Below are 22,093 nucleotides of genomic sequence, written 5' to 3' on the forward strand. Positions count from 1 at the left end.
ACAATAGACTCGGCAGGGGCGCCGGGTGGGTCACCTCAGCTGACCTTCGGCGTGGCACGGAGATGGTGGTGGACGTACCGCGTGCCGTTCGGCAGCTGGTAGAAGGTGACCGGGAGCCAGGTCAGCGTCCCGGGCTCACGCACCACGAACACCTGCGGCGTGACCGGGATCAGGGGGTACTCCTCGGTGGCGCGCTCGGTGAACTCCGCGATCGGACCGGTGGCCGTGTTCCGCAGCACCGGTCCGTCGTCGCCGGCGATCACCTCGATGCGCGCGGAAGCGCGCTCGTAAGTGCCCAGCCAGGGCGTGATGTCGACGTCGACTCCTTCGGCGGGCGGCGTGAGCGGCTTCGGCATCTCCACCCCGGCGACCTCGGCGAAGATCTCCCCGTACAGGTCGTGATAGAGGTCACGGACGTGGCCACCGTTGGTGAGCAGGGCGACCGCAAGGCCCTGCTCGGGCAGGACGCGCAGGAACGCGGACTGGCCGATCGTGTTGCCGTCGTGGCCGATGAGGTCGTGTCCGGACCAGTCGAAGCGGATCCAGCCGAGCCCCCAGGAGTCGCCGAGACTGTGCTTGTCGGGGAGGTCGGCGTGCTTGTCGGCCATCGCGGCGGCGGACTCGGCGCTCAGCAGCCTGGTGCCGTCCGCGGCCAGGCCGCCGGTCAGGTGCATCCGGGCGAAGGCGAGTATGTCGCCAACGGTGGAGGTGATTATGCCGGCCGGGCCGACCGCGCGCGGCAGCATCCACGACTTGGCGCGGGTCGGCTCCGCGTCGCCGTCACCGATGTGGCCGACGGCGGCCCGGTGCAGCAGTGCCTCTTCGGGCAGGGTCACGGTGTGCTCGAGGTCGAGCGGGGTGAACAGCAGGTCGCGCATGGCCGCGTCCCAGGTCTTGCCGGTGACCTTCTCGATCATCCGGCCGGCCAGCACGAATCCCGAGTTGCAGTAGGACCAGGTGGCGCCGAGCGGGTGGTTCTGCGCGGCGTCGGCAAGCAGGTCCACGTACTTCTCGACGCAGTCGTCGCCGCGGCCGGTATCGGTGAAGATGTCGCCGTCGATGCCGCTGGTGTGGGTGAGCAGGTGCCGCAGGGTGACCTTCTTGGTGACCTCCGGGTCGGCGAGCTTCAGTTCGGTCAGCACGTCGACGACCGGGGCGTCCAGGTCGAGCTTGCCCTCGTCGACCAGCCGCATGACCGCCGTGGCGGTCCACACCTTGCTGATCGACCCGATCTGGAACACCGCGTCGGTGGTGGCGGCGACGGCCGTGTCCACGTTGAGTACGCCATATGCGGCCTCGACAAGTTCGTCCTCGGGTTGGCCGAGCCGCAGGATGCCCAGCTGCGCGCCGGGCACCTGGTGCCGTTCGGCGAGGGCGCGCAGCCGCCGCTGCCAGTGGCCCGCGTCCAGCCGGGCCGGCCGGGGCCCGGCCGCGTCACCGGCGTAGCGCTCGACCCAGTCGACGATGCGCTGGTTGTAGTCGAGCCGGTGCGACAGCGGCCCGCTGACGATCATCAGGTGCGATCCGCCGGGGTAGAGCACGAGTTGGGTGGGGATCCCGCGCTCGCGCAGCGCGGCATGCCACTGCTCGGCCTGGCCGATCGGGCAGCGGACGTCGTCGGTGCCCTGGAGGACCAGGGTGGGCGTGCGAACGTCGGCGACCTTGGTGATCGGCGACTGCGCCGCGACCCGCGCCGAGTCGCGCCAGGGCAGGGCCTGAACCTCGTAGGCGGCCAGCACATGCCCGGCGTCGGAGGTGCCGGCGAAGCTGGTCAGGTCGGCCACGACCCCGCCGGTGACGGCCGCGGCGAACCGGGTGTCGCGGCTGGTCAGGTAGCAGGTCATGAATCCGCCGTAGCTGTAACCGGAGACCGCGAGCCGGTTCGGGTCGGCGGTGCCGTCGGCGACGAGAGCGTCCAGCGGTTCGAGGAAGTCCTTGGCGTCGGCCTCGCCCCAGGCGCCGATGGCCGCGGTGAAGAACGCGGCGCCGTAGCCGTCGCTGGCGCGGGGGTTCACCAGCAGCACGGCCCAGCCACGCGCGGCGAGTTCCTGGTGATAGAGGTGAACATTGTCCGCCGCGCCGTTCCAGGCGTTGTGCGGGCCGCCGTGCACGTCCAGCAAGAGCGGCAGCGGCCCGGTCCGCGCCGGGTCCCGGATCAGCCAGGACTGCACCACGGTCCCGTCGGAAATGGTGAACTCGCGGGATTCGCGCGGGAACCAGGCCACGTCGGCGAGGTTCGCGCCGTGCGAGGTGTGCACGGTCTCCGCACCCGTGGCGAGGTCGATGGTGACGACCTCGCCGAAGGAGGTCGCGGTGGCCAGCACGACCGCGGCTCGCGAGCCCGCCACGGACAGGCCCGACACCACCCGGTCCGCGCCGGTCAGCACGGGCGTGGGCGCGCCCCCGTCGACGCCGACCCGGTAGAGGTGACTGCAGCCGCGGTCACGGACGCAGAACAGCACGGCCGCGCCGTCGTCGACTAGTTGCGGCACCGCGCCCGGGTAGGCGGGCGCGCCTGGCATGACGTTGCGGTCCAGCGGCCCGGCCAGGTCGGTGGCCTCCACCGCCGGCGTCTCGGCCGCGCCGGTCACCGGGAGCCGGAACAGTCCGGCCGGCGCGGTCGGCCCGGTCGCGCTGCCGACGACGAGCAGTGCCGTCCCGTCGGCGGTCCAGTCGACGGTGCTCGCCACGCCCGTGCCGAACCCGGCAAGTTCGGGCCGGGCGTGCCGGTCGTCGGCGTCGATGACGTAGGCGCCGCACCGGAAGTCCAGATCGGCGTCCTGCCCCATCGCGGCGGCGAACGCGAGCCGGGTGCCGTCGGGTGACCACGCGGGCTCGCTCGCGTGCCAGTCGCCTTCGGTCACCTGCCGCACCTCGCGCGAGGCGACGTCGAGTACGTGCAGGTGGGTGCGGATGGTGCGGAGGAAGCCGCTGCCGTCGGCCTGAAAGTCGAGCCGGTCGGCCACGATCGGCGCGCCGGTCCGCTTGGCGCGCGCGGCGTCGTCCTCGTCGGCGTCGGCCGCGGTGTCGACCGGTGCGGTGAAGGCGATCCGGCCGCCGTCCGGGCTCCACATTGGACGGCCGGCGCCGAGCGGAAGGCGGCTCACCTGCTCGGGTTCGCCGCCGTCGGCGGGCAACAACCACAGCTGCGCGGGCCCATCGGTGGCGCGCAGGAACGCCAGCCTGGTTCCGTCGGGGGACCAGGCTGGCGCGGTGTCACCGGCGCCCCTGGTGAGCTGGGCCGGGTCGCCACCCGACGTGCTGACCCGCCAGAGCGCGGTGACCGCCCGGTCCTTCCTGGTGTCCTGGGTACGGAGCACGTAGACGATCTGGCTGCCGTCCGGCGAGAGGACCGCCTGCTCCGGGGTGGCGATGTCGGTCAGGTCGCTGATTCGCAGGCGTCGGGTCACGACGTGCTCCTTTGTGTGGTCGGGTCACCGGTCAACAGCGCCGGCTCGGCGCTGGATGCGTAGTGGCAGGCGGCGTGGTGCCGGTGGTCGGTGGTGGGCACCTCGGTGCGGCAACGCGCCCGGTCCGGCCGGACGAGCGGCCCGATCGGGCAGCGTGTGTGGTAGCGGCAGCCGGTGGGTGGGCGGTGCGGGTCGGCCGGTTCGGCGTCGGCGACGGCGCGCACCGCGGGATCGTCCGGCCGGTCGGGCGGGTGGCCGGGGTCGGGGACAGCGGCGAGCAGGTCGCGGGTGTAGGGGTGCTGCGGGTCGCCGAGCACGTCGTCGGCGGGCCCGTTCTCCACGATCTGGCCGAGGTACATCACCGCGATGCTGGTGGCGACGTAGCGGACCACGGCGAGGTTGTGGGAAATGAACAGCATCGAGATGCCCAGCTCGCGCAGCAGCTTGTGCAGCAGGTTGAGCACCGTGCCCTGGATCGACACGTCCAGCGCCGAGGTGATCTCGTCGGCGATCACCACCTCGGGCCGGGCGGCCAGCGCGCGGGCGAGCGCGACCCGCTGCCGCTGTCCGCCGGAGAGCCGGCCCGGGAACGCGCGCGCCAGGTCCGGATCGAGCTCGACGAGTCCGAGCAGCCGGGCCACCTCGGCCCGCCGGTCCAGCACCGCACCGGTGACCGGGGCGCGGCGCGGGATGGCCTCGCCGATGCTCGCGCCGACGGTCATGCGCGGGTCCAGCGAGGAGTAGGGGTCCTGGAAGACCAGCTGCACCGGACGGCGCGGCCCGCGCAGCGGCACCGGCGCTCCATCGAGCAGGATCCGGCCGGTGGTGACAGAAGCGAGCCCCACGGCGGCGCGCGCGAGCGTCGACTTGCCGGAGCCGGATTCACCGACCAGACCGACGATCTGTCCGTCCGGCACGGTGAGGTTCGCATTCTGCACGGCGGTGAGCCCGTGCCGCCGTGAGCCGTAGTGGACGGAGACGTCCTCGAACCGCAGCTCACTCATGGCCGTGCCCGCCCATCGTCATGACCTCCGGGGCTGCCAGGCCTGCCGCATCCGCGTGCCAGCACGCAACGCGCCTGCCGCGCTCGTCGGTGTCCAAGGGTGGTTCCTCCGTCCGGCAGAGGTCGGTCGCCAGCGGGCACCGGGGTGCGAACGCGCACCCGTCCGGGAACCGCGCCGGGTCCGGGGCGTGGCCGGGGATCGCGGCGAGCGGTCGGTCGAGGTCGGTGTGCATGTCCGGAACGGCGGCGACGAGCGCCCGGGTGTAGGGGTGCCGGGCGCCGGTGACGAGGTCCGCGGCGGGCAGGTCCTCGACGATCCGGCCGGCGTACATGACCAGTACCCGATCGCATACCTGCCTGATCACGGCTACGTCGTGGCTGATCAGCAGCAGCGCGACCGCGTCGTCGCGGCGGATGGACTGCAGCAGGTCGAGCACCTGCCGTTGCACGGTCACGTCGAGCGCGGTCGTCGGCTCGTCCGCGATGATCAGCGCGGGTTTGCCCATCAGGCCCATGCCGATCATGGCGCGCTGCCGCATGCCACCGGAGAACTCGTGCGGGTACTGGTTGGCGCGCCGCTGCGCCGCGGGCACCCGCACCGCGCGCAGCCGGTCGACCGCCCGTGCCAGTGCCGCGCTCCGGGACAGGCCGCCGTGCCTGCGGGCGACCTCGGCCAGCTGGCGCCCGACCCGGCGGGTGGGGTTGAACGAGGTCATCGGGTCCTGGAACACCACGGCCAGGTTCGTGCCGAGCAGCCGCCGATGAGCGCGGGGGCTACCGCTGAGCAGGTCGGTGCCGAGGAAGCGCAGCCTGGCCGCCTCGACCCTGGCCGGTTTCTCGACCAGCCGGGCCGCCGCGAGCGCGGTCAGCGACTTGCCCGCCCCGGATTCGCCGACCACACCGACGGCCTCGGCCCGGCCGATCCGGAAGCTGACGCCGCGCACCGGCCGGATCGGCGCGTCCTGCGCGGGCACGGTGACAATCAGGTCGGCCACGTCCAACACCGCTTCGCCCGGCGCGGGTTCGGCTGTCCCGGCCGGTGCGGGACGCTGCCGGATGCGGCCGAGTGGGACGCGGCCCAATGTCGTGGTCAGACCGATGCCCTTGGCCAGTGCCTCGCCGAACAGGTTGAACGCCAGCCCGGCGAGGATGACCGCGACCCCGGGCACCAGGGCAGCGATCGGCTGGCCGTAGATGCCGGCCAGCCCGTCGCCGAGCAACTTCCCCCAGTCGTAGGCCGGGGCCTGCACGCCGAGGCCGAGGAAGGACAGGCCGGCGAAGGCGAGCAGCGCGCTACCCGCGCCGATCGCCGCGTTGACGATCAGTGCCTCACCGATGTTCGGCAGCACGTGTCGCACCAGGATCTGCACCCGCCCGACGCCCGCGATGCGTGCGGCGGCGACGTAGTCGCGCTGCTCGACCCCGGCGACCAGGGTCTGCGCGAGTCGCGCGAACTCGGGTGCGCCCGCGAACCCGATCGCGAGCACCGCACCCTGCGCGCCGACTCCGAAGATCACCGCGAAGAACAGCGCGAGCAGGAGCGCGGGGAACGCGACGGCGATGTTGACCACGGCCGTCGCGATCCGTGCGACGCGGCGCCCGGCGATCACCCCGGCCGTTCCGAGCAGCAGTCCGGTCACGACGGTGATGACCGTGGCCAGCAACGCGAGCTCGACCGAGAGCCGGGTCGCGACGAGCACCCTGGTGAAGATGTCCCGGCCCAGGTTGTCCGTGCCCGCCCAGTGCTGCGCGGACGGTCCTTGCAACATCGCGGCGATGTCCGTCTGGTTCGCCTTCGCCGACCACAACAGCGGCGCGATGACCGCGAGTACGAGCAATGCGAGCAGGGCGACGCAGGCGCAGGCGCCGACCGGTGTGCGCAGCACCGCGAACCAGCGCCTGCCGGGGGTGGACCAGCGCGCGGGGCGGGCCGGTGCCGGCGATGCGGCCATGTCAGGTCTCCCGGATCGTCGAGCGCGGGTCGAGCAGCGAGAGCGCCACGTCGACGATGAGGTTCACGGCGAGCACCCCGATGCCGTAGACGAGCACGATGCTCTGCACCACCGGGTAGTCCTTGCCGAGAATGGACGAGACGATCGTGCTGCCCAGACCTGGCCAGGCGAACACGTTCTCCACCAGCACGGTGCCCGCGACCATGCCGCTGAGCAGCAACCCGCCCAGCGTGATGGTCGAAGTCAGTGCGTTGGGCAGAGCATGCTTGACGTACACCGCCGCGGCCGGCAGTCGTTTCGCCCGCGCGGTGCGCACGAAATCCGCCTGCAGCACCGCGAGCAGTTCCACCCGCAGGATGCGGGAGAGGATGGCGGCCGGCCCGATGGCCAGGGCCACCACCGGCAGCACGAACGACGCCGCCCCGGACTTGCCCGCGACCGGCAGCCAGTGCAGGTTCACGCCGACGAGCCAGACGAGCACGACGCCGACGACGAAGTTCGGGATGGAGCCGAGGACGACGCTCGTCGTGGTGAAGGCAAGTTCGGTCCGGCGGGCCCGCCCGCCCCGGGTCAGCACGGCCATGAGCGTGCCGACCGGGATCGCGATCACGATGGCGAGTCCGAACGCGGCCACCGCGAGTTCCAGCGTGGCGGGCATGCCTTCGCCGATGATCGTCGTGACCGGCAGCTGCGAGGTCAGCGAGACGTCGAGGTCCCCGGTGAGGACGCCGGTCAGGAAGTGCCAGTACTGCACGATCAGCGGCTGGTCGAGACCCAGGGCGTGCCTGCGCTGGTCGACGAGCGCCTGGGACGCGGTGATGCCCAGCGCGGCCCGTACCGGATCACCGGGGATCAGGTGGATCATCCCGAACGCGGCGGTCACCAGCACCCACAGCGACACGATGAACCGGATCAGACGGCGCACGGCGAACCGCAGCGCCGGGCTGTCCAGGACGCTTGTCGCCGGACCGGTGGTGGTCGGACTGGTCACGGTCACCTTCCGTGGCTTTAGTTGCTGGTCATCCGGATGCTCGTGGGCACCAGCTGGCCGACGGCCGAGAACCGCGCGCCCGAGGCGAAGACCTTGTTCAGCTGGTTGGCGAAGGGGATGACGTCGGCGTTCTTGATCAGACTCGACTCGGCCGCCAGCCACTGCGGGCACCCGGCGGAGCCCTCGAGCCGCTGGGCCTGGTCCACGAGGCTGGTGTAGGCGGCGTTGTCGATGTGCGCGAAGTTGTCGCCGTTGGGCGGCACCGGGCCGGAGAGGAATCCGACGAGCTGGTCGGGCGAGGGCACGTTCACCGGCCCCAGGGCGATGTCCCAGTTGCCCGTGGAGAACAGGGTGTTGGTCTGCGTGGTGTTGTCCTGACCGGACGGGGTGACCTTGACGCCGAGTTGCTGCCACTGCCCAGCGGCGAGGTCCGCGGCCGCCGAGGCGGCCGCGCCGGCACGAGAGGCGTACACGAAGGTCAGCGCGAGCTGCTGGCCGTCCTTGGTCCGGACCCCGTCCTGGCCCATTGTCCAGCCGGCCGAATCGAGCAGCGCCTTGGCCTGGTCGAGGTTGTGCTCGGGCAGCGCCTCGGCGACCGAGTTGCCTTTGCAGGCGGCCGGCGGTACGACGGCGAGCGCGGTGGCGGGCTCGCCCTCGCCCGAGGTCAGCACTTTCTGCAGCTGACCGAGGTCGACCGCCTGGGTGAGCGCGAGCCGTACCTTCTGGTCGGCGCCTGCCCGGCCCGGGGCATGGTTGAACCACAACTCGCCGGCCAGGATGGACGTGTTTACGGAATCGACCCGGGAGCTCTCCAGCCGCTTCGCGTCCTGGCCGAGGATGGTCGCCGCGTTGATCTGGCCGGACAGCAGCAGGTTCGCCGCCGTGGTCTCGTTCGCGATGATCTTGACCACGATCTTGTCCGGCTGGCCCGGTTGCGCCGTGGTCGCGCCGTTCGGCCCCCAGGTGTAGTCGGCGCGCTTGGTCAGCGTGTACTGGTTGCCCGGCTGCGCTTGGGTCAGCTGGTACGCGCCGGTGCCGTTGGTGGAGCCGGCCAGGAGTTTGCGGTCGGCCATGCCGTTCGCGCAGACCATCGGGATGCCCGCGAGTCCATTGAGGATGAACGGCGCGGGGCCGGGCAGGTTGATCGTGACCGTGTCGGTGGCCGCGTCCGCGGTCGCCGTGGTGTTGACCGGGAGCATGACGCCCGCGAACGGGCTGCTGTTCTTGGGGTTCCCGACGTAGTTGAGGTTGTCCGCCGCCGTCTGGGCAGTGAACGCGGACCCGTCGGAACAGGTGATGCCCGGGCGCATCGTGAGCGTCACGGTCTTGTCGTTGACGTGCCAGGACGCCGCGAGCTGGGAGCCGATGGCCCCGGAGTCGTCGATGCTGAGCAGCGGGTCATAGGCGAGTACGCTCATCGAGTAGGCGTTGGACGACACCGATGATTGCGGGTCCAGATTGCCTGGATCCGAGCTCAGCGCATAGGTAAAGGTGCCGCCGTTGACGACGGTGCCCCCTGCCGAACTACCACCGCTGCCGCAGCCGGCCAGCGCGGCCCCCGCCGTTACCACGCTGACCGCGAGGCCGGCCATTGCGGTGATGCTCCTGCTGCGGTTGATCATCGAGCTGGCCATCAGACGCTCCGATCGTGCTGGTGGTCATGCGGTGCTTGGAGAAAAGGGTGCAGGATCCGCCACGCGCAGTGTTCGTGCGTGCGAACGAGCCACCGCGGCGGAATTTGTCGGATCCGACCACCCGCTACTGGGTCGGATCCGGCCGGGCCATGCGTGTCCTAACAGGACAGAACGACGTGAGCCCGGCCCGGACGAGGGCCGACCGTGCACGGCGTCACCGAGGTGTTGTCCCCGGTCACGCGCCGACTCGTTTGTCGGCGCGGCCGCTGTGCAGGAACAGAGCGTGTCCCTGGCCGTCGTCGCCGACGAACGCGTGTGGCATGTGAATGCCGTGTATCGGGGTTTTGGTGATGAGCGTGTCGCCCTGGAGGCTGGTGAGTTCGATCTTCTCGTCGACGTGTCCGAGTTCGGCGTGTATGCCCTTCATCCGCCTGTGCATCCACACCCGGCCTTCGTCGTCCTGGCTGATTTCGACGTCGGCGACATCGGAGCTGTAGGTGCCGAGATAGCGCGAGACGTCGGCCGGGGTGGCCGCGCCGGGGGTGGGCAACGGTGGCAGGGTCACGTTCGCGACCTCGGCGAGTACCTTGCCGACGATCGCGAGGTATAGCTGCATCACGTCACCGCCGTTGGTGAACAGGGCGACCGCGACGTCGTGTTCTGGTACCGCGCGGAAGAACGAGGACTGGCCGATGGTGCCGCCGTCGTGCCCGATGACGGTGGTTTCCGGGAAATCGAAGATTTCCCAGCCGAGGCCCCAGGAATCGCCCATCGTGCCCAGGTAGGGCAGGTCGACCTGCCGTTCGCGCATCGCGGCGATACTCGCGGGGGACAGCACGGGAGATCCGTCCGGTCCGATGCCGTTGCGGAGGTGCATGCGGGCGAAAGTGAGCAGGTCTCGGGGGCGCATGGCGAGCATGGACCCGGCAGCCGCGTTCGACCGGGCCAGGCTCCACACCGGCGCGGGCTCGGGGGCGCTGTCCGGCTTGGTTTGGAGGTGACCGAGAGCCGCGCGGTAGCGGATGGCGTCGTACGGGTTGGCCGCGGCGTGCGTGAGCCCCAGGGGAGTGAAGAGGTGGTCGCGCAGGCACTGGTCATAGGGCTTGCCACGCAAGACTTCGATGACGCGGCCGAGGACGCTGTAGCCGGCGTTGTTGTAGGAGAACATCGTGCCGGGCGTGAACAGCTGGGGCACGGCGGCGAGGGTGGGTACGTACTTCTCGATGCAATCGTCGCCGACGCCGGTGTCGGTGAAGATGTCACCCTCGAAACCACTGGTGTGGCACAGCAACTGGCGGACGGTGATCGCCTCGGTGGCGTCGGCGTCGGCGACGCGGAACTCGGGCACGTAGGTGCGGACCGGGGCGTCCAGGTCAACGGCGCCCTCGTCGACCAGTTGCATGATGAGGGTCGCGGTCCAGACCTTGGTGATGGAACCGATCTGGAACAGCGAGTCGGGCGTCGCTTCGACTCCGGTGGCGGTGTTGAGCACGCCGGCGGCGTAGTCGATCACCTCGTCGCCGACGGACACGGCGATCGCGGCGCCCGGGACCTGGTGTTCCTTGATCAGAGCCGGCAGGTGTTTTTGCAGCCACGCAGCGATCTCATCCAGTTTCGCCATAACTACCCCTCACGTCTTCGTGAGTTTCCGTCAGTCACGTCACGTTAGGACGATACCGGGGCGCTGGCTTCGTCCTGGACGACGAACGCCACGGTCCGAACCTGTTCCACGGCACCAACTGATGATCAGCGGTCGGGTGTACTCGAAACTGGATCGGCCGAAACACCTCACCCACGCCAGCGGCGGTGCCGGGTGGCTTGCGTGCCTTCGCGGACCAACTCCAGCCGGGGACGGGGTCCGTCGGTCCGCCCGGTGGGCGGCTTCCGGTTCCCCGCCCGGAACGGGGCCGGCCAGTCCGCGCCCGGGCCCTGGTATTCCTGGTCCGCGGCCGCATGAAGCGTCCAATGTGGATCGTAAAGATGCGGCCGGCCGACGGCGATCACGTCGGCCCGCCCGGCGAGCAGGATCGAGTTGGCGTCATCGTAGGAGGAGATCGCGCCCACGGCGATCACCGTGACGCCGTATTTCTCGCCGATCTCGTTGCGAATCCGGTCGGCGAACGGCGTCTGGTAGGAGCGGCCGAACGCCGGCTTCTCCGACTTGACCACCTGCCCGGTCGACACGTTGATGGCGTCCACCCCGTGTTCGGCGAAGGCGCGGGAGATCTCGACGGCATCGTCGATCTCGTTGCCGCCGTCGGCCCAGTCCGTGGCGGAAATCCGCACGGCGAGCGGACGATCGGCAGGCCACGCCTCCCGGACCGCGTCGAACACCCACAGCGGGAACCGGAGCCGGTTCTCCAGCGACCCGCCGTAGTCATCGGTCCGTTGGTTCGCCAGCGGGGACAGGAACGAAGACAGCAGGTAGCCGTGGGCACAGTGCAGTTCGAGCAGGTCGAACCCGGCCCGGCCGGCGGCCTTGGCGGCCAGGACGAACTCGTCGGTGATGCGGTCGAGGTCGGCTTCGGTCGCGCTCCGGGGGATCTGGTTGAGGTCCGAGTAAGCCAGCGGTGAGGGCCCGAGAACGTCCCAGTTCCCGTCCTCGAGCGGCTGGTCCATCCCTTCCCACATCAGCCTGGTCGAGCCCTTGCGGCCGGAATGTCCTAACTGGACTCCGATCTTGGCGGTGCTGCGCTCGTGCACGAAGTCCACGATCCGCTTCCAGGACGCTTCCTGTTCCGCCGTGTAAAGGCCGGTGCAGCCAGGCGTGATGCGCCCGGCCTCGGAAACGCACACCATTTCCGACATCACCAGCCCCGCGCCGCCCAAGGCCTTGCTGCCCAGGTGAACGAGGTGGAAGTCGCCGGGAATCCCGTCGGTCGCCGAGTACATGTCCATGGACGACACCGAAACGCGGTTCTTCAGTGCCAGGTTCCCGATCCGGTACGGCTGGAACATCGCCGGCGCGGCGACCGGATTGACGGTGTGGCCGCCGCTGACCTGCTGATCGGCGTACCACGAGTTCAGTCTTGCCACGAATTCCGGGTCCCGCAGCTGCAGGTTGTCATGGGTGATGCGGCGGCTGCGGGTGAGGATGTTGAACGCGAACTGGCTGGGATCCTGGTGGACGTAGTGGCCGATGTTCTCGAACCACTCGAGGCTCGCCTGGGCGGCACGCTGGGTCGACAGCACCACCGGCCGTCGCTCGGCCTCATAGGCGCGCAACGCTTGACCTGGTGAATCCTGCTCGTGCAGGCACGCTGCCAGGGCCAGCGCATCCTCCATCGCGAGTTTGGTGCCGGACCCGATGGAGAAGTGCGCGGTGTGCGCCGCGTCGCCGAGCAATACGATGTTGCCGCGGCACCACGTCTCGTTCCGGACCGTGGCGAAGTTGGCCCACTTCGAGTTGTTCGTCAGCACCTGGTGACCGTCGAGCACGTGACCGAGAAGATCCATCACGTGCGCGATCGACCGTTCGTCGCTCTCCCCGGGGGCGAATGGGCGGTTGGCGAACTTGCCGAAGCCCGCGCGGCGCCACACGTCGTCATGCATCTCGACGATGAAGGTGCTCGCGTCCGCGCTGTAGGGGTAGCCGTGCACCTGCATCACGCCGTATGGGGTTTCGCAGATGTAGAACTTGAAGGCATCGAACACGAGGTCGGTGCCAAGCCACATGTACTTGCTGTGCCGGCGTTCGATGCCGGTGCCGAAATCCTCCGCATACCGGGCACGTACCTCAGAGTTCGCGCCGTCGGAGACGAGCACCAGGTCATGGTTGGCGCTCAGGTGCTCGATGTCGGGCGCGAGTGTCCGGAAATGCATGCGCACGCCGAGCGCCCGGCAGCGGTCCTGCAGGATCAGCAGCAGCTTCTTCCGGCTCATCGCGGCGAAGGAATGCCCGCCCGAGGTGTGCACGGTGTCGCGGAAGTGGATGTCGATGTCATCCCACTGTGCGAAGCATTCCGCCATGCGGCGGTAGATCTCGGGGTCCGCGTGCTCGATGCCGCCGAGCGTCTCGTCGCTGAACACGACGCCGAAACCGAAGGTGTCGTCGGGCGCGTTGCGTTCCCAGACCGTAATCTCGTGATGAGGATCGAGTTGTTTCATCAGCGCGGAGAAATACAGCCCGCCGGGGCCTCCGCCGACGACGGCGATGCGCATGCCTTCTCCTGATCGGCCCTGGGTTCGGTCCATTGTGGTCATGGCGTGCTCGCCCGTTCTTCGCGCAGCTTGTGCCGCTGGAGCTTGCCGGTGGCCGTGCGCGGCAACGCATCGCGGAATTCGATGCTGCGCGGATGCTTGTACGGCGCGAGGATCTGCTTGACGTGGTCGGCCAGTTCGCGCTTCTTTTCCTCGTTGCCCGTGACGTCCGGACGCAGCACAACGGCGGCGTGCACGATCATGCCGCGCTCGACGTCGGGCAGGCCGATCACCGCGCACTCGGCGACGTCGGAATGCTGTTCGAGTGCCTGTTCCACTTCCGGGCCGGCGATGTTGTAGCCCGACGAGACGATCATGTCGTCGGCGCGGCCCTGGTACCAGAAGTACCCGTCCGCGTCCCGGACGTAGATGTCGCCGGTGAGGTTCCAGCCGTGCCGGACGTACTGGGTCTGGCGTTCGTCGGCGAGGTAGCGGCACCCGGTCGGCCCGATCACCGCGAGCCTGCCCGCGGTGCCGTCCGGTACCGGCTGCCCGGCGTCGTCCAGCACCGCCGCGCGGTAGCCCGGCACGGCGCGCCCGGTGGCCCCGGGGAGGATGTCGTCGTCGGCGGACGAAATGAACACGTGCATCATTTCGGTGGCTCCGATGCCGTCGATGATGCGGATCCCCGTTCGCGTGTGAACCTCGCGCCACACCGACTCAGGCAAGTGCTCGCCGGCCGACACACACCGGCGCAGTTTGGCGAGTACATCCGTCTTTCCCTCGCGCAACAGTGCCCGGTATGCGGTGGGTGCGGTGAACAACACGGTCGCCCCGTGTTCGCGCACCGCGGCTTCGATCACGTCGGTGCCCGGCCTTTCCAGCAGCAGGGTGGCGGCACCGGCACGCAACGGGAACACCATCAGGCCACCGAGGCCGAACGTGAATCCCAGCGGCGGTGTCCCCGTGAACACATCATCCGGCCGCGGTTGCACGATATGTGCGGAGAAGGTGTCGGCCGCCGCCAGCACGTCGCGATGGAAGTGCATCGTCGCCTTGGGCGTCCCGGTGGTGCCCGACGTGGGGGCGAGCATGACCACGTCATCGGCTGCGGTATCGACCGCGGTGAACTCGCCGGACTTCGTGGCGGCGCGCGCGAGCAGGTCGTCGGGACCCGCGTCGCCGTAGCAGACCGTGGTGACTCCGGGAACCGCGGAATCGAGCAGTTCTTCCGCGAACCGATGGTCGCACAACACGATCGTCGTCGCGGTCAGGTCGAGGAGTTTGTGGAGTTCCGTACGCCGGAGCATCGGCATCGTCGTGACCACCACCGCACCCGCCTTGACCACGGCGAACCAGCACGCGACGAGCCAAGGGGTGTTCGGTCCGCGCAGCAGCACCCGCTGCCCCGGGACCAGCCCGAGGTCCTCGGTGAGCACCTGTGCGATCTGGTTCGACCGTCGCACCAATTCCCCGTAGGTCCAGCGTTCGGTGGGGGAGATCAGGCACGTCCGATCGGCCCCGTACCGCCGGCTCGTGTCTTCGAGCAGGGCGGTCGCGCAGTTGAGCCGTTCCGGGTAGCGCAACTCGGGTGACACGAACTCGAACTCCGGCCACTGCTCGCGGGGCGGCAGGTGGTCCCGGCAGAACGTGTCGACGTGGGCGGAGGGGGACAGTTCGGATGCCGGCTTCATTGCGGACCTCCCAGGCGGATTCCCGCGACCAAGATATGTTCTCTTGATGACGCGCGTCAAGAACTGGTGATACGGGCGGATGGTGAATCCGGGATCCGCTCCGACCGGTAAGTTCGACAGGCACTCGTAGGCTGAATCTCACTGTTGGACAGGGAGGCTGAGGTGGCCGAGACGACGGTGGCCGAGGTGATGGCCGAGCTGGCCGCGCTCGAGGACCCGAAGGCGCGTGCGGTGAACGAGAAACACGGTGACGATCACGGCGTGAACCTCAGCAAGCTGCGCGCGCTCGCGAAGCGGCTGAAAACGCAGCAGGAACTCGCGCGCCGGCTCTGGGGGACGGCCGATACCGCGGCGAGACTGCTGGCGACCCTGATCTGCCGCCCGAAGGCGTTCGAGCGTGACGAGTTGGACGTCATGTTGCGCGAGGCGCGCACCCCCAAGGTGCACGACTGGCTCGTGAACTACGTGGTGAAGAAGAACCCGCACGCCGAAGAGCTGCGCCTGGTCTGGTCCGCCGATCCGGACCCGGTGGTCGCGAGTGCGGGCTGGGCGCTGACCATCGAACGCGTGGCCAAGAAGCCCGAGGGTCTCGACCTCGCGGGGCTGCTCGACGTCATCGAGGCGGAGATGAAGGATGCCCCGGATCGCCTGCAGTGGGCGATGAACCACTGCCTGGCGCAGATCGGGATCGAGCACGCCGAGCACCGCGCCCGTGCAATCGACATCGGTGAGCGCCTTGAGGTACTCAAGGACTACCCGACTCCGCCCAACTGCACGTCTCCATTCGCACCCACCTGGATCAACGAGATGGTGCGCCGACAGCACGACAAGTAGGCGCCCACGCTCATGCCGCCACACTCGTAGAAGCGGCAACCCGATCGTCGGGCGGAATCAGCCGGCCAGGTCAGCGGCGCTTTGCTTCGATGAGCCAGGCCGCTGAGTCGTAAAGCACGCCTCGCTCGGTCTGGTGCTCGACCATGCTGGCCCGCAGGTCAGCCAGAGCGCGCGCCCGGTCGGCGGCGTCGAGATCGGCGATCATCCAAGCGAACTGACCGGCGATGAACTGGCAAGCGTCATCGGCGTCGCGGCCGAAGTACATCGGCTCGGTGAGTCCGTGCAGCCGCACGTCGGTGAACCCGGCCGAGGCCAGCAACTGCCGCACCTGGTCGGGGTCGGTCAAGGACCCGGGCTTCGCCGGCGGCGGGGTGGGCAGCTCACGACCGGCGGCCAGGGCGATCCGGAAGGCGGTGAGCCATTCGTTGTGCTCCAGTGACCGCCACGACAGCAGCGCGAGCCGTCCATTGGGTCGCATCGCCCGCGCGATGTTGGCGAAGGCCGCGAAGGGATCGCCGAAGAACATCACGCCGTGCCGGCTGATAGTGAGGTCGAAGTGCTGATCCGGGAACGGATGGACCTGGGCGTCGGCCCGCAGGAATCGCACGTTGCCCACCCGTTCCTGCTCCGCCAACCGGCGCGCGAGCTCGATCATGCGAGCGGACAGGTCCACGCCGAGAACCGATCCAGCGCTCGCGCGCCGCGCGGCGTCGCGGGTGGTCTGCCCGCTGCCGCACCCGATGTCCAGAACATTGGCGGTCGGGTCGATCTCCGCCGCGTCCAGGAGTTGATCATGGTAGCCGGCGACGCCTTCGTTGAAGCGCTCGGCACGGGCTACCCAATACGCGCCCTGATCACCGTCCCACGCGCGGAGCTGGTCGATATTGGACGGGTCGACCGGGACCGTGGTGCTCTCGTTCATCCGAAACCCCCAGTTCCCCTCCGATCAGGAGGGAGGCGCGAACAGTGCGCGGACAACCTACCCTGCGACTCCAAGGTGGACCATCGTTTTTACCCGGGTACACCGGCAGCCACCATCCACGCCTTCGCGCGACAGCAGGCGTGCCGCGCCGGAGTCCGGTCAGTACGTCGCGGCACCGGCGGCCGTATCGTGTGCGCATGGCGACGGAGACATACGCTGGGGAAATGCTGGGCAGCCGGGAGACGCAGCCGCGGCAGTTGATCGTCACGATCTTCGGCCTGTACGCGCGTGCGGAACGGAACTGGCTGTCCGTGGCCTCCGTGGTCAAGTTGATGGCCGATCTCGGGGTGGACGGCCCGGCGGTGCGCTCGTCGATCTCCCGGCTCAAGCGCCGTGGGTTGCTGCACAGCGAGCGGCATGCGGGCGCCGCGGGCTATTCGCTTTCGGAGTCGACGCTGGACCTGCTCGCCGAGGGCGACATCCGGATCTTCGAGCGCAGCAGGTCGGAGGTGGGGGATGGGTGGATCCTGGTCGTGTTCTCCATTCCCGAGGTCGAGCGCGACAAGCGGCATGCGCTGCGCACCACGCTGACCCGGCTGGGGTTCGGCACCGTCTCGCCCGGCGTCTGGATCGCCCCGGGTAACCTCATGCGCGAGGTTCGGCACACTCTCGAACGCCGCGACCTGGTGTCCTATGTGGACGTGTTCAGGGGTGACCATCTCGCTTTCGGTGACCTACGGGCAAAGGTTCGCACCTGGTGGAACTTCGAGGAACTCAACACCCTCTACGCCGACTTCCTGGTCCGGTACCGGCCGGCTCTCCACCGCGTGACGGCGGGGAAGCTGACGCCGTGCCAGGCGTTCACGAAGTACGTGCCGCTGCTCACGGAGTGGCGACGTCTGCCCTACCGCGACCCCGGCCTGCCGCTGTCCTTGCTTCCACCCGGCTGGAAGGGCGAAACCGCGGGGGAGCTGTTCGACAAGCTGAACCGGGCGCTCAGCGGGCCCGCGCGGGAGCACGCGACGGAAGTCATGCACGGCTGAGGGGCCGGCCACCGCGGCGACTCAGCTTGTCAGTTGGCTTGGCGCAGCGAGTTGATCGTGCGTCCGACCAGGCTGCGGGCGGTCCGGGCGAGATGGGGTTGGTCGGCGAAGCCGGCCGTGGCCGCGGCCTCGGCCGTGGACTGGCCGGGCAGGGCGGCCAGCGCGGCACCCAGCCGCGCCCACAGCCGAAGCCGCGCCAGCGGGATACCGACCGACGTGTGCACCAAAGCCCGCAGGCGTGGCGAGGAGAGACCGACCTCGGTCGCGATCGAGCCGATGGCCTGGGCGCCCGTCGTCGCGGCCTGCACGGCATAGGTCACCCTCGAGTCCAGCGTGGAGCCGGCACCGACCAGTGTGATGAGCGCGGCGTGAGCGGCGGAGAGGTTTGGGCCGTGGACGTCATCGGGATCCAGCGCGGCCAGCATCCGTCGGACCTGGGCGGCAGTCAACGGCGTGAGGCCGGTGTGCTGGCGCAGCAGCCAGGGGTCGACGAACAGCGCAACGAAATCGGACGTGGCCGCGCAGGTGTGGGTGAGTTGCGGTGGCACGATCATGCCGGCCGCGGTGACCGTGGGGCGGCCCCGGTCCGATGCGACCACGACCTGACCGTCGAGGGGCAGGACGACCTTCCAGGCCGGGTGGCGGTGGCGGGTGACGGTGAATGCGCCTGTCTGGCGGAACATCGCCGTATCCGGGGTGGAGGCGAACGCGATCCGCCGATCGTTTTGTTCAAGCGCCCATGCGCTGGTGGGGAAGAGCATCGCGCCATGCACACTATCGCCTCGATCGCGCTGGCGATCTTCTTTCTGGTCACCGGTGTGACCCACTTCCTGTTCCCCGGCTACTACCGCGCGTTGGTCCCGGTGTGGCTGCCCGGTGCCCGGGTGCTGGTGGTGCTCAGTGGCGTTGCGGAGATCGTGGTGGCCGGGCTGGTCGCCGTCCCGGCGACCAGGGCACTGGGCGGGTGGCTCGGCGCCGCGTTGATCACCGCTTTCCTGACCGTCTGGATCGAGGCTCTGCGCCATGCACGCAGCGACCAACCATGCCGCGCGAATCGACTGGTCGGTGTGGTGGTACGGCTGGTGGTCAACATCGGCTATGTCGCCTGGGCGATCGCGGTGGCGGTCTGACGAGGGCAGGGGCGTCAGGGGCTCGGTGCGTCGCTCGCGTTCTTCTTGATCACTCAGCCGAGATGCGCGATGCCCTGCACCTCGATGAGTGCCTCGGCATCCCACAGGCGAGCGACGCCGACCGCCGCCATCGCCGGGTAGTGCCGGCCGGCCAGCCGCTTCCAGACCCGGCCGATCTCGCGCGCCTGTGCCCGATAGTCCTCGATGTCCACAATGTACAGTGTCAGGCTGACGAGTTGCCCAGGCTCACCGCCTGCCGCGCGCAGCGCCGTGAGCAGGTTGCCGAGCGCTCGCTCGAACTGCTCGACGACGGTGCCGCCGACGATAGTGCCCTTCTCGTCGAGCGCGGTCTGCCCGGCGAGGTACAGCGCGCTTCCGGCGCGGACCGCGTGGGAAAACCCGGACGGGTCACCGAGTTCTGGGGGGTTGATGCGCTCGATACCGGAACTCACGACTGGACCGCTCCTCCGTCGACGTTGATGCCTTGTCCGTTGACCGCGCCGTTGACGACGCAGAAGTGCACCGCCTCGGCCACCTCCCCGGGATCGACCAGCCGGCCGATCGGCTGGCGGCGGGCGAGTGCACGGCGCGCTTCGGCCAACTCGATACCCCTACGCTCGCTGATCGCGTTGATGGTCTCCGCCGTCATCGGTGTGTCCACGTAGCCCGGACACACCGCGTTGACCGTCACGCCCGACCTCGCGTACTCGGCCGCGGCGGCCCGCACGAGGCCGAGCACCCCGTGCTTGCTCGCCGTGTAGGCGCTGACTTGCGATTCCCCGCGCTTGGCGACGACCGAGGCGACGACGACGATCCGTCCCCAGCCGGCCTCCAGCATGGCGGGCAGTGCCCGCCGCACACATCGGAACGGCGTGGTCAGGTTCAGTTCGATCATGTGTTGCCACTGCTCGTCCGTGGTCTCCACCAGCGATGCGGCGCTGCCGGCGCCCGCGTTCGCCACCAGTACTTCCACCGGACCCAGCGCACGCTCGACTTCAGCGAACATCCGCTCGACGTCCTCGGGGACGGTCAGATCCGCGGCGACGCCGAGCACCGTAGGACCGGCCTGTCGAGCCCTGATGTCGGCGGCCGCCTCCTCGATGGCACTGCATGACCGAGCCACGAGGGCGACGTGATGTCCCACGGCGGCGAGCCGGTCGGCCACCGCCCTGCCGATGCCGCGGCTCGCTCCTGTCACCAGGCAAACTCGTGGTGTCATGGGAGAGTCCATTGTGGCCCTTACCGGCCGGTCCAGCGTGGCTTGCGCTTGTCGTTGAAGGAGGCGTGGAACTCGGCGTGGTCCTCGGTGGTCATCAGCAGGGCCTGCGTCATCGCGTCCAGCTCCATCGAGGCGCCGAGCGGCATGTCGAGCTCACGGGTGATCAGCGCCTTGGTCTGGGCGTAGGCCAGGGTCGGCCCGTCGGCCAGCCGCCGGGCGAGCGCCGCGACACCTTCGTCGAGCCCATCGTCGGGCACAAGCCGGGACACCAGCCCGTACTTCTCGGCGGTCGGGGCGTCGATGGTGTCGCCGAGCATCAACAGTTCGGTGGCCCTGGCCGCGCCGACGGCCCGCGGCAGCAGGTAGGCCGCACCCATGTCACCGCCGGAAAGGCCGACCTTGGTGAACAGGAATGCGAACCGGCCCGATTCGGTGACGACCCGGAAGTCGGAAGCCAGTGCGATGACCGCGCCGGCGCCGGCCGCGATGCCCTGGATTCCGGAGATGATCGGGATCGGGCATTCCCGCATTGCCCTGATGACGTCGCCGGTCATCTTGGTGAACGCCATGAGATCGCGGGCCTTCATCATGATGAGCTCGCCGATGATCTCGTTGACGTCCCCGCCGGCGCAGAACGCGGTGCCCTTTCCCCGGATCACCAGCACGCGCGTGTCGCCGCGCTGGGGCAGTTCGTACAGCAGGTCCCGAAGGTCGGCGTAGCTTTCGAAGGTCAGCGGGTTGAGCTTGTCCGGCCGGTTGAACGTCACGGTGGCGACACCGTCGGCGACCGTGAAGTCGAAGTGCTTCCAGTCGTGTGTGATCGCGGCGGAGCCGCGGAACGGGCCGGCAGGCATGGCTGCTCCTTATCGTGCGCTGTCGTGCGGCGGTCAGCGGGTCAGGGATCGGCCGATGATGGTGCGCTGAATCTCCGAAGCACCTTCGTAGATGCGCGGGGCTCGCACCTCGCGATAGAGGTGTTCGAGGGGATGGCCCCGTTGCAGTGCCCGGGCGCCGACCAGTTGCACGGCCGCGTCCACGACGAATTGCGCGGTTTCGGTCGCGTCGAGCTTGGCCATCGCGGAGCGCCGGGTGATCTCCGCCGGGTCTGCGCCGGCGTCGTAGGCGCCGGCGGCGGAATAGACGAGCAGCCGGCTCGCCTCGATCCGGGTGGCCATGTCGGCGAGCTTGTGGGAGACCGCCTGCTGGTCGCTGAGCACGCCGCCGAACGCTTTCCGCTGTTTCGTGTACGCGATCGCGGTGTCCAGCGCCGCCTGGGCCATGCCGATCGCGAACGCACCGACCGAGGGCCGGAACAGATCCAGTGTCCGCATGGCGATCGTGAAGCCTCGATCCACCTCGCCGAGTACGTCGGCCGGGCCGACGCGCACGCCCTCGAAGGTCAGCCGGCCGATCGGATGCGGCGAGATCAGGTCGAGGTGCTCACCGCCGAGCCCGGCGGCATCGCCGGCGACCGCGAAGGCAGTGACCCCACGGGCGCGTGCGTCCGGCGTCGTGCGGGCGAACACGACGTAGATATCGGCCTCGGGGGCGTTGGAGATCCACATCTTCTCGCCGTGCAACAGCCAGCCGTCGCCATCTGGCCGGGCTTCCAACTGCAGCGCGGCCGCATCGGAGCCGGCGTCCGGTTCGGACAGTGCGAAGGCGGCGACCGCGTCCCCGGACACCACGGCCGGGCGCCAGGTGCCGATGACCGCGTCGTTGCCCGAGAGCAGGAACGGGTAGCTGCCAAGGCCCTGCAGGGCCAGGGCGGTCTCGGCCTCCGTGCTCACCGTTGCGAGAGCCTCACGCATCAGGCAGAGGTCCATCGCCGCCGCCGGCCGTCCGGTGCTCGCGCCGGGGAAGAGCCGGGCGAGCAGGCCGTGCGTTCCCATCGCCTTGAGCAGTTCGCGATTGACATGTCCTTCTTCGCCGGCGTCGACCACGGGACGCAGTTCGTCGACGGCGACAGCGCGGACGTGGGCGACGAACTGCTGCTGGCCCTCGGTCAGGGCGAACGCCGTCATTGTTCCTCCAACCGGCCCGGTGGCACGCCCAAGGTATGTTGTTTTGTCGGCGATCGTCAAGTATTCGCCAGAAGGGTGGTTCAGCGCATAAGGTGCC

17 protein-coding genes are annotated in these 22,093 nt (G+C 69.4%); 3 read left to right on the forward strand and 14 right to left on the reverse strand.

Going from position 1 to position 22,093, the window contains the following annotated elements:
* Window positions 1–35 precede the first annotated feature (35 nt).
* From A3CU_RS0124545 to A3CU_RS0124580, 8 genes are all read right to left on the reverse strand, one after another.
* Window positions 36–3,410, reverse strand: a complete 3,375-nt coding sequence (locus A3CU_RS0124545) for a serine hydrolase (RefSeq protein ID WP_027944540.1) — start codon at window positions 3,408–3,410, stop codon at window positions 36–38.
* Entirely contained in the window at window positions 3,407–4,414 is a 1,008-nt protein-coding gene (locus A3CU_RS0124550) for an ABC transporter ATP-binding protein (protein ID WP_027944541.1), read from the reverse strand. Before A3CU_RS0124550 ends, A3CU_RS0124545 begins: the two co-directional genes overlap by 4 nt.
* On the reverse strand, window positions 4,407–6,365 hold the full coding sequence (locus A3CU_RS0124555; protein ID WP_052372092.1) for a dipeptide/oligopeptide/nickel ABC transporter permease/ATP-binding protein: 1,959 nt from the start codon (window positions 6,363–6,365) through the stop codon (window positions 4,407–4,409). Before A3CU_RS0124555 ends, A3CU_RS0124550 begins: the two co-directional genes overlap by 8 nt.
* A gap of 1 nt (window position 6,366) precedes the next feature.
* Window positions 6,367–7,356 carry an ABC transporter permease gene (locus A3CU_RS0124560; protein ID WP_052372124.1) on the reverse strand — a complete coding sequence of 330 codons (990 nt, stop codon included), beginning with the start codon at window positions 7,354–7,356 and terminating at the stop codon, window positions 6,367–6,369.
* Window positions 7,357–7,373: 17 nt separating this feature from the next.
* On the reverse strand, window positions 7,374–8,990 hold the full coding sequence (locus tag A3CU_RS0124565) for an ABC transporter substrate-binding protein (protein ID WP_052372094.1): 1,617 nt from the start codon (window positions 8,988–8,990) through the stop codon (window positions 7,374–7,376).
* A gap of 235 nt (window positions 8,991–9,225) precedes the next feature.
* Window positions 9,226–10,611: a serine hydrolase domain-containing protein gene (locus tag A3CU_RS0124570; protein WP_027944545.1), complete on the reverse strand. Its 1,386-nt coding sequence runs from the start codon at window positions 10,609–10,611 to the stop codon at window positions 9,226–9,228.
* Between the two features lie 167 nt (window positions 10,612–10,778).
* Window positions 10,779–13,151, reverse strand: a complete 2,373-nt coding sequence (locus A3CU_RS0124575) for a bifunctional salicylyl-CoA 5-hydroxylase/oxidoreductase (protein ID WP_027944546.1) — start codon at window positions 13,149–13,151, stop codon at window positions 10,779–10,781.
* A gap of 38 nt (window positions 13,152–13,189) precedes the next feature.
* Window positions 13,190–14,824: an AMP-binding protein gene (locus A3CU_RS0124580; RefSeq protein ID WP_027944547.1), complete on the reverse strand. Its 1,635-nt coding sequence runs from the start codon at window positions 14,822–14,824 to the stop codon at window positions 13,190–13,192.
* Window positions 14,825–14,986: 162 nt separating this feature from the next.
* Between A3CU_RS0124580 and A3CU_RS0124585 the strand changes: the two genes are divergently transcribed.
* Complete coding sequence (locus tag A3CU_RS0124585; protein ID WP_027944548.1) at window positions 14,987–15,658, forward strand: DNA alkylation repair protein; 672 nt, start codon at window positions 14,987–14,989, stop codon at window positions 15,656–15,658.
* A gap of 70 nt (window positions 15,659–15,728) precedes the next feature.
* Here the strand turns inward: A3CU_RS0124585 and A3CU_RS0124590 are convergent, their stop codons facing one another.
* Window positions 15,729–16,580: a class I SAM-dependent methyltransferase gene (locus tag A3CU_RS0124590; RefSeq protein WP_027944549.1), complete on the reverse strand. Its 852-nt coding sequence runs from the start codon at window positions 16,578–16,580 to the stop codon at window positions 15,729–15,731.
* A 197-nt stretch (window positions 16,581–16,777) separates the two neighbouring features.
* Between A3CU_RS0124590 and A3CU_RS0124595 the strand changes: the two genes are divergently transcribed.
* Window positions 16,778–17,623, forward strand: a complete 846-nt coding sequence (locus tag A3CU_RS0124595) for a PaaX family transcriptional regulator (RefSeq protein ID WP_027944550.1) — start codon at window positions 16,778–16,780, stop codon at window positions 17,621–17,623.
* A gap of 29 nt (window positions 17,624–17,652) precedes the next feature.
* On the opposite strand, the gene A3CU_RS54035 is transcribed toward A3CU_RS0124595, so the two are convergent.
* Window positions 17,653–18,306 carry a helix-turn-helix domain-containing protein gene (locus A3CU_RS54035; protein ID WP_211246503.1) on the reverse strand — a complete coding sequence of 218 codons (654 nt, stop codon included), beginning with the start codon at window positions 18,304–18,306 and terminating at the stop codon, window positions 17,653–17,655.
* 84 nt (window positions 18,307–18,390) lie between these two features.
* Here A3CU_RS54035 and A3CU_RS50005 point away from each other — a divergent pair, with 84 nt between their 5' ends.
* Complete coding sequence (locus A3CU_RS50005; RefSeq protein ID WP_052372095.1) at window positions 18,391–18,753, forward strand: DoxX family protein; 363 nt, start codon at window positions 18,391–18,393, stop codon at window positions 18,751–18,753.
* Window positions 18,754–18,806: 53 nt separating this feature from the next.
* Here the strand turns inward: A3CU_RS50005 and A3CU_RS0124610 are convergent, their stop codons facing one another.
* The 4 genes from A3CU_RS0124610 to A3CU_RS0124625 are packed head-to-tail and all read right to left on the reverse strand — an operon-like array spanning window position 18,807 to window position 21,996.
* Window positions 18,807–19,193, reverse strand: coding sequence for a RidA family protein (locus A3CU_RS0124610; RefSeq protein ID WP_027944552.1), 387 nt, complete (start codon window positions 19,191–19,193; stop codon window positions 18,807–18,809).
* An 8-nt stretch (window positions 19,194–19,201) separates the two neighbouring features.
* Entirely contained in the window at window positions 19,202–19,972 is a 771-nt protein-coding gene (locus tag A3CU_RS0124615) for an SDR family NAD(P)-dependent oxidoreductase (RefSeq protein ID WP_027944553.1), read from the reverse strand.
* Window positions 19,973–19,992: 20 nt separating this feature from the next.
* Entirely contained in the window at window positions 19,993–20,826 is an 834-nt protein-coding gene (locus tag A3CU_RS0124620; RefSeq protein WP_027944554.1) for an enoyl-CoA hydratase family protein, read from the reverse strand.
* 33 nt (window positions 20,827–20,859) lie between these two features.
* Window positions 20,860–21,996: an acyl-CoA dehydrogenase family protein gene (locus A3CU_RS0124625; RefSeq protein ID WP_027944555.1), complete on the reverse strand. Its 1,137-nt coding sequence runs from the start codon at window positions 21,994–21,996 to the stop codon at window positions 20,860–20,862.
* Between the last annotated feature and the right edge of the window lie 97 nt (window positions 21,997–22,093).

This window comes from Amycolatopsis taiwanensis DSM 45107 (assembly GCF_000519205.1).
GTDB classification, from domain to species: domain Bacteria; phylum Actinomycetota; class Actinomycetes; order Mycobacteriales; family Pseudonocardiaceae; genus Amycolatopsis_E; species Amycolatopsis_E taiwanensis.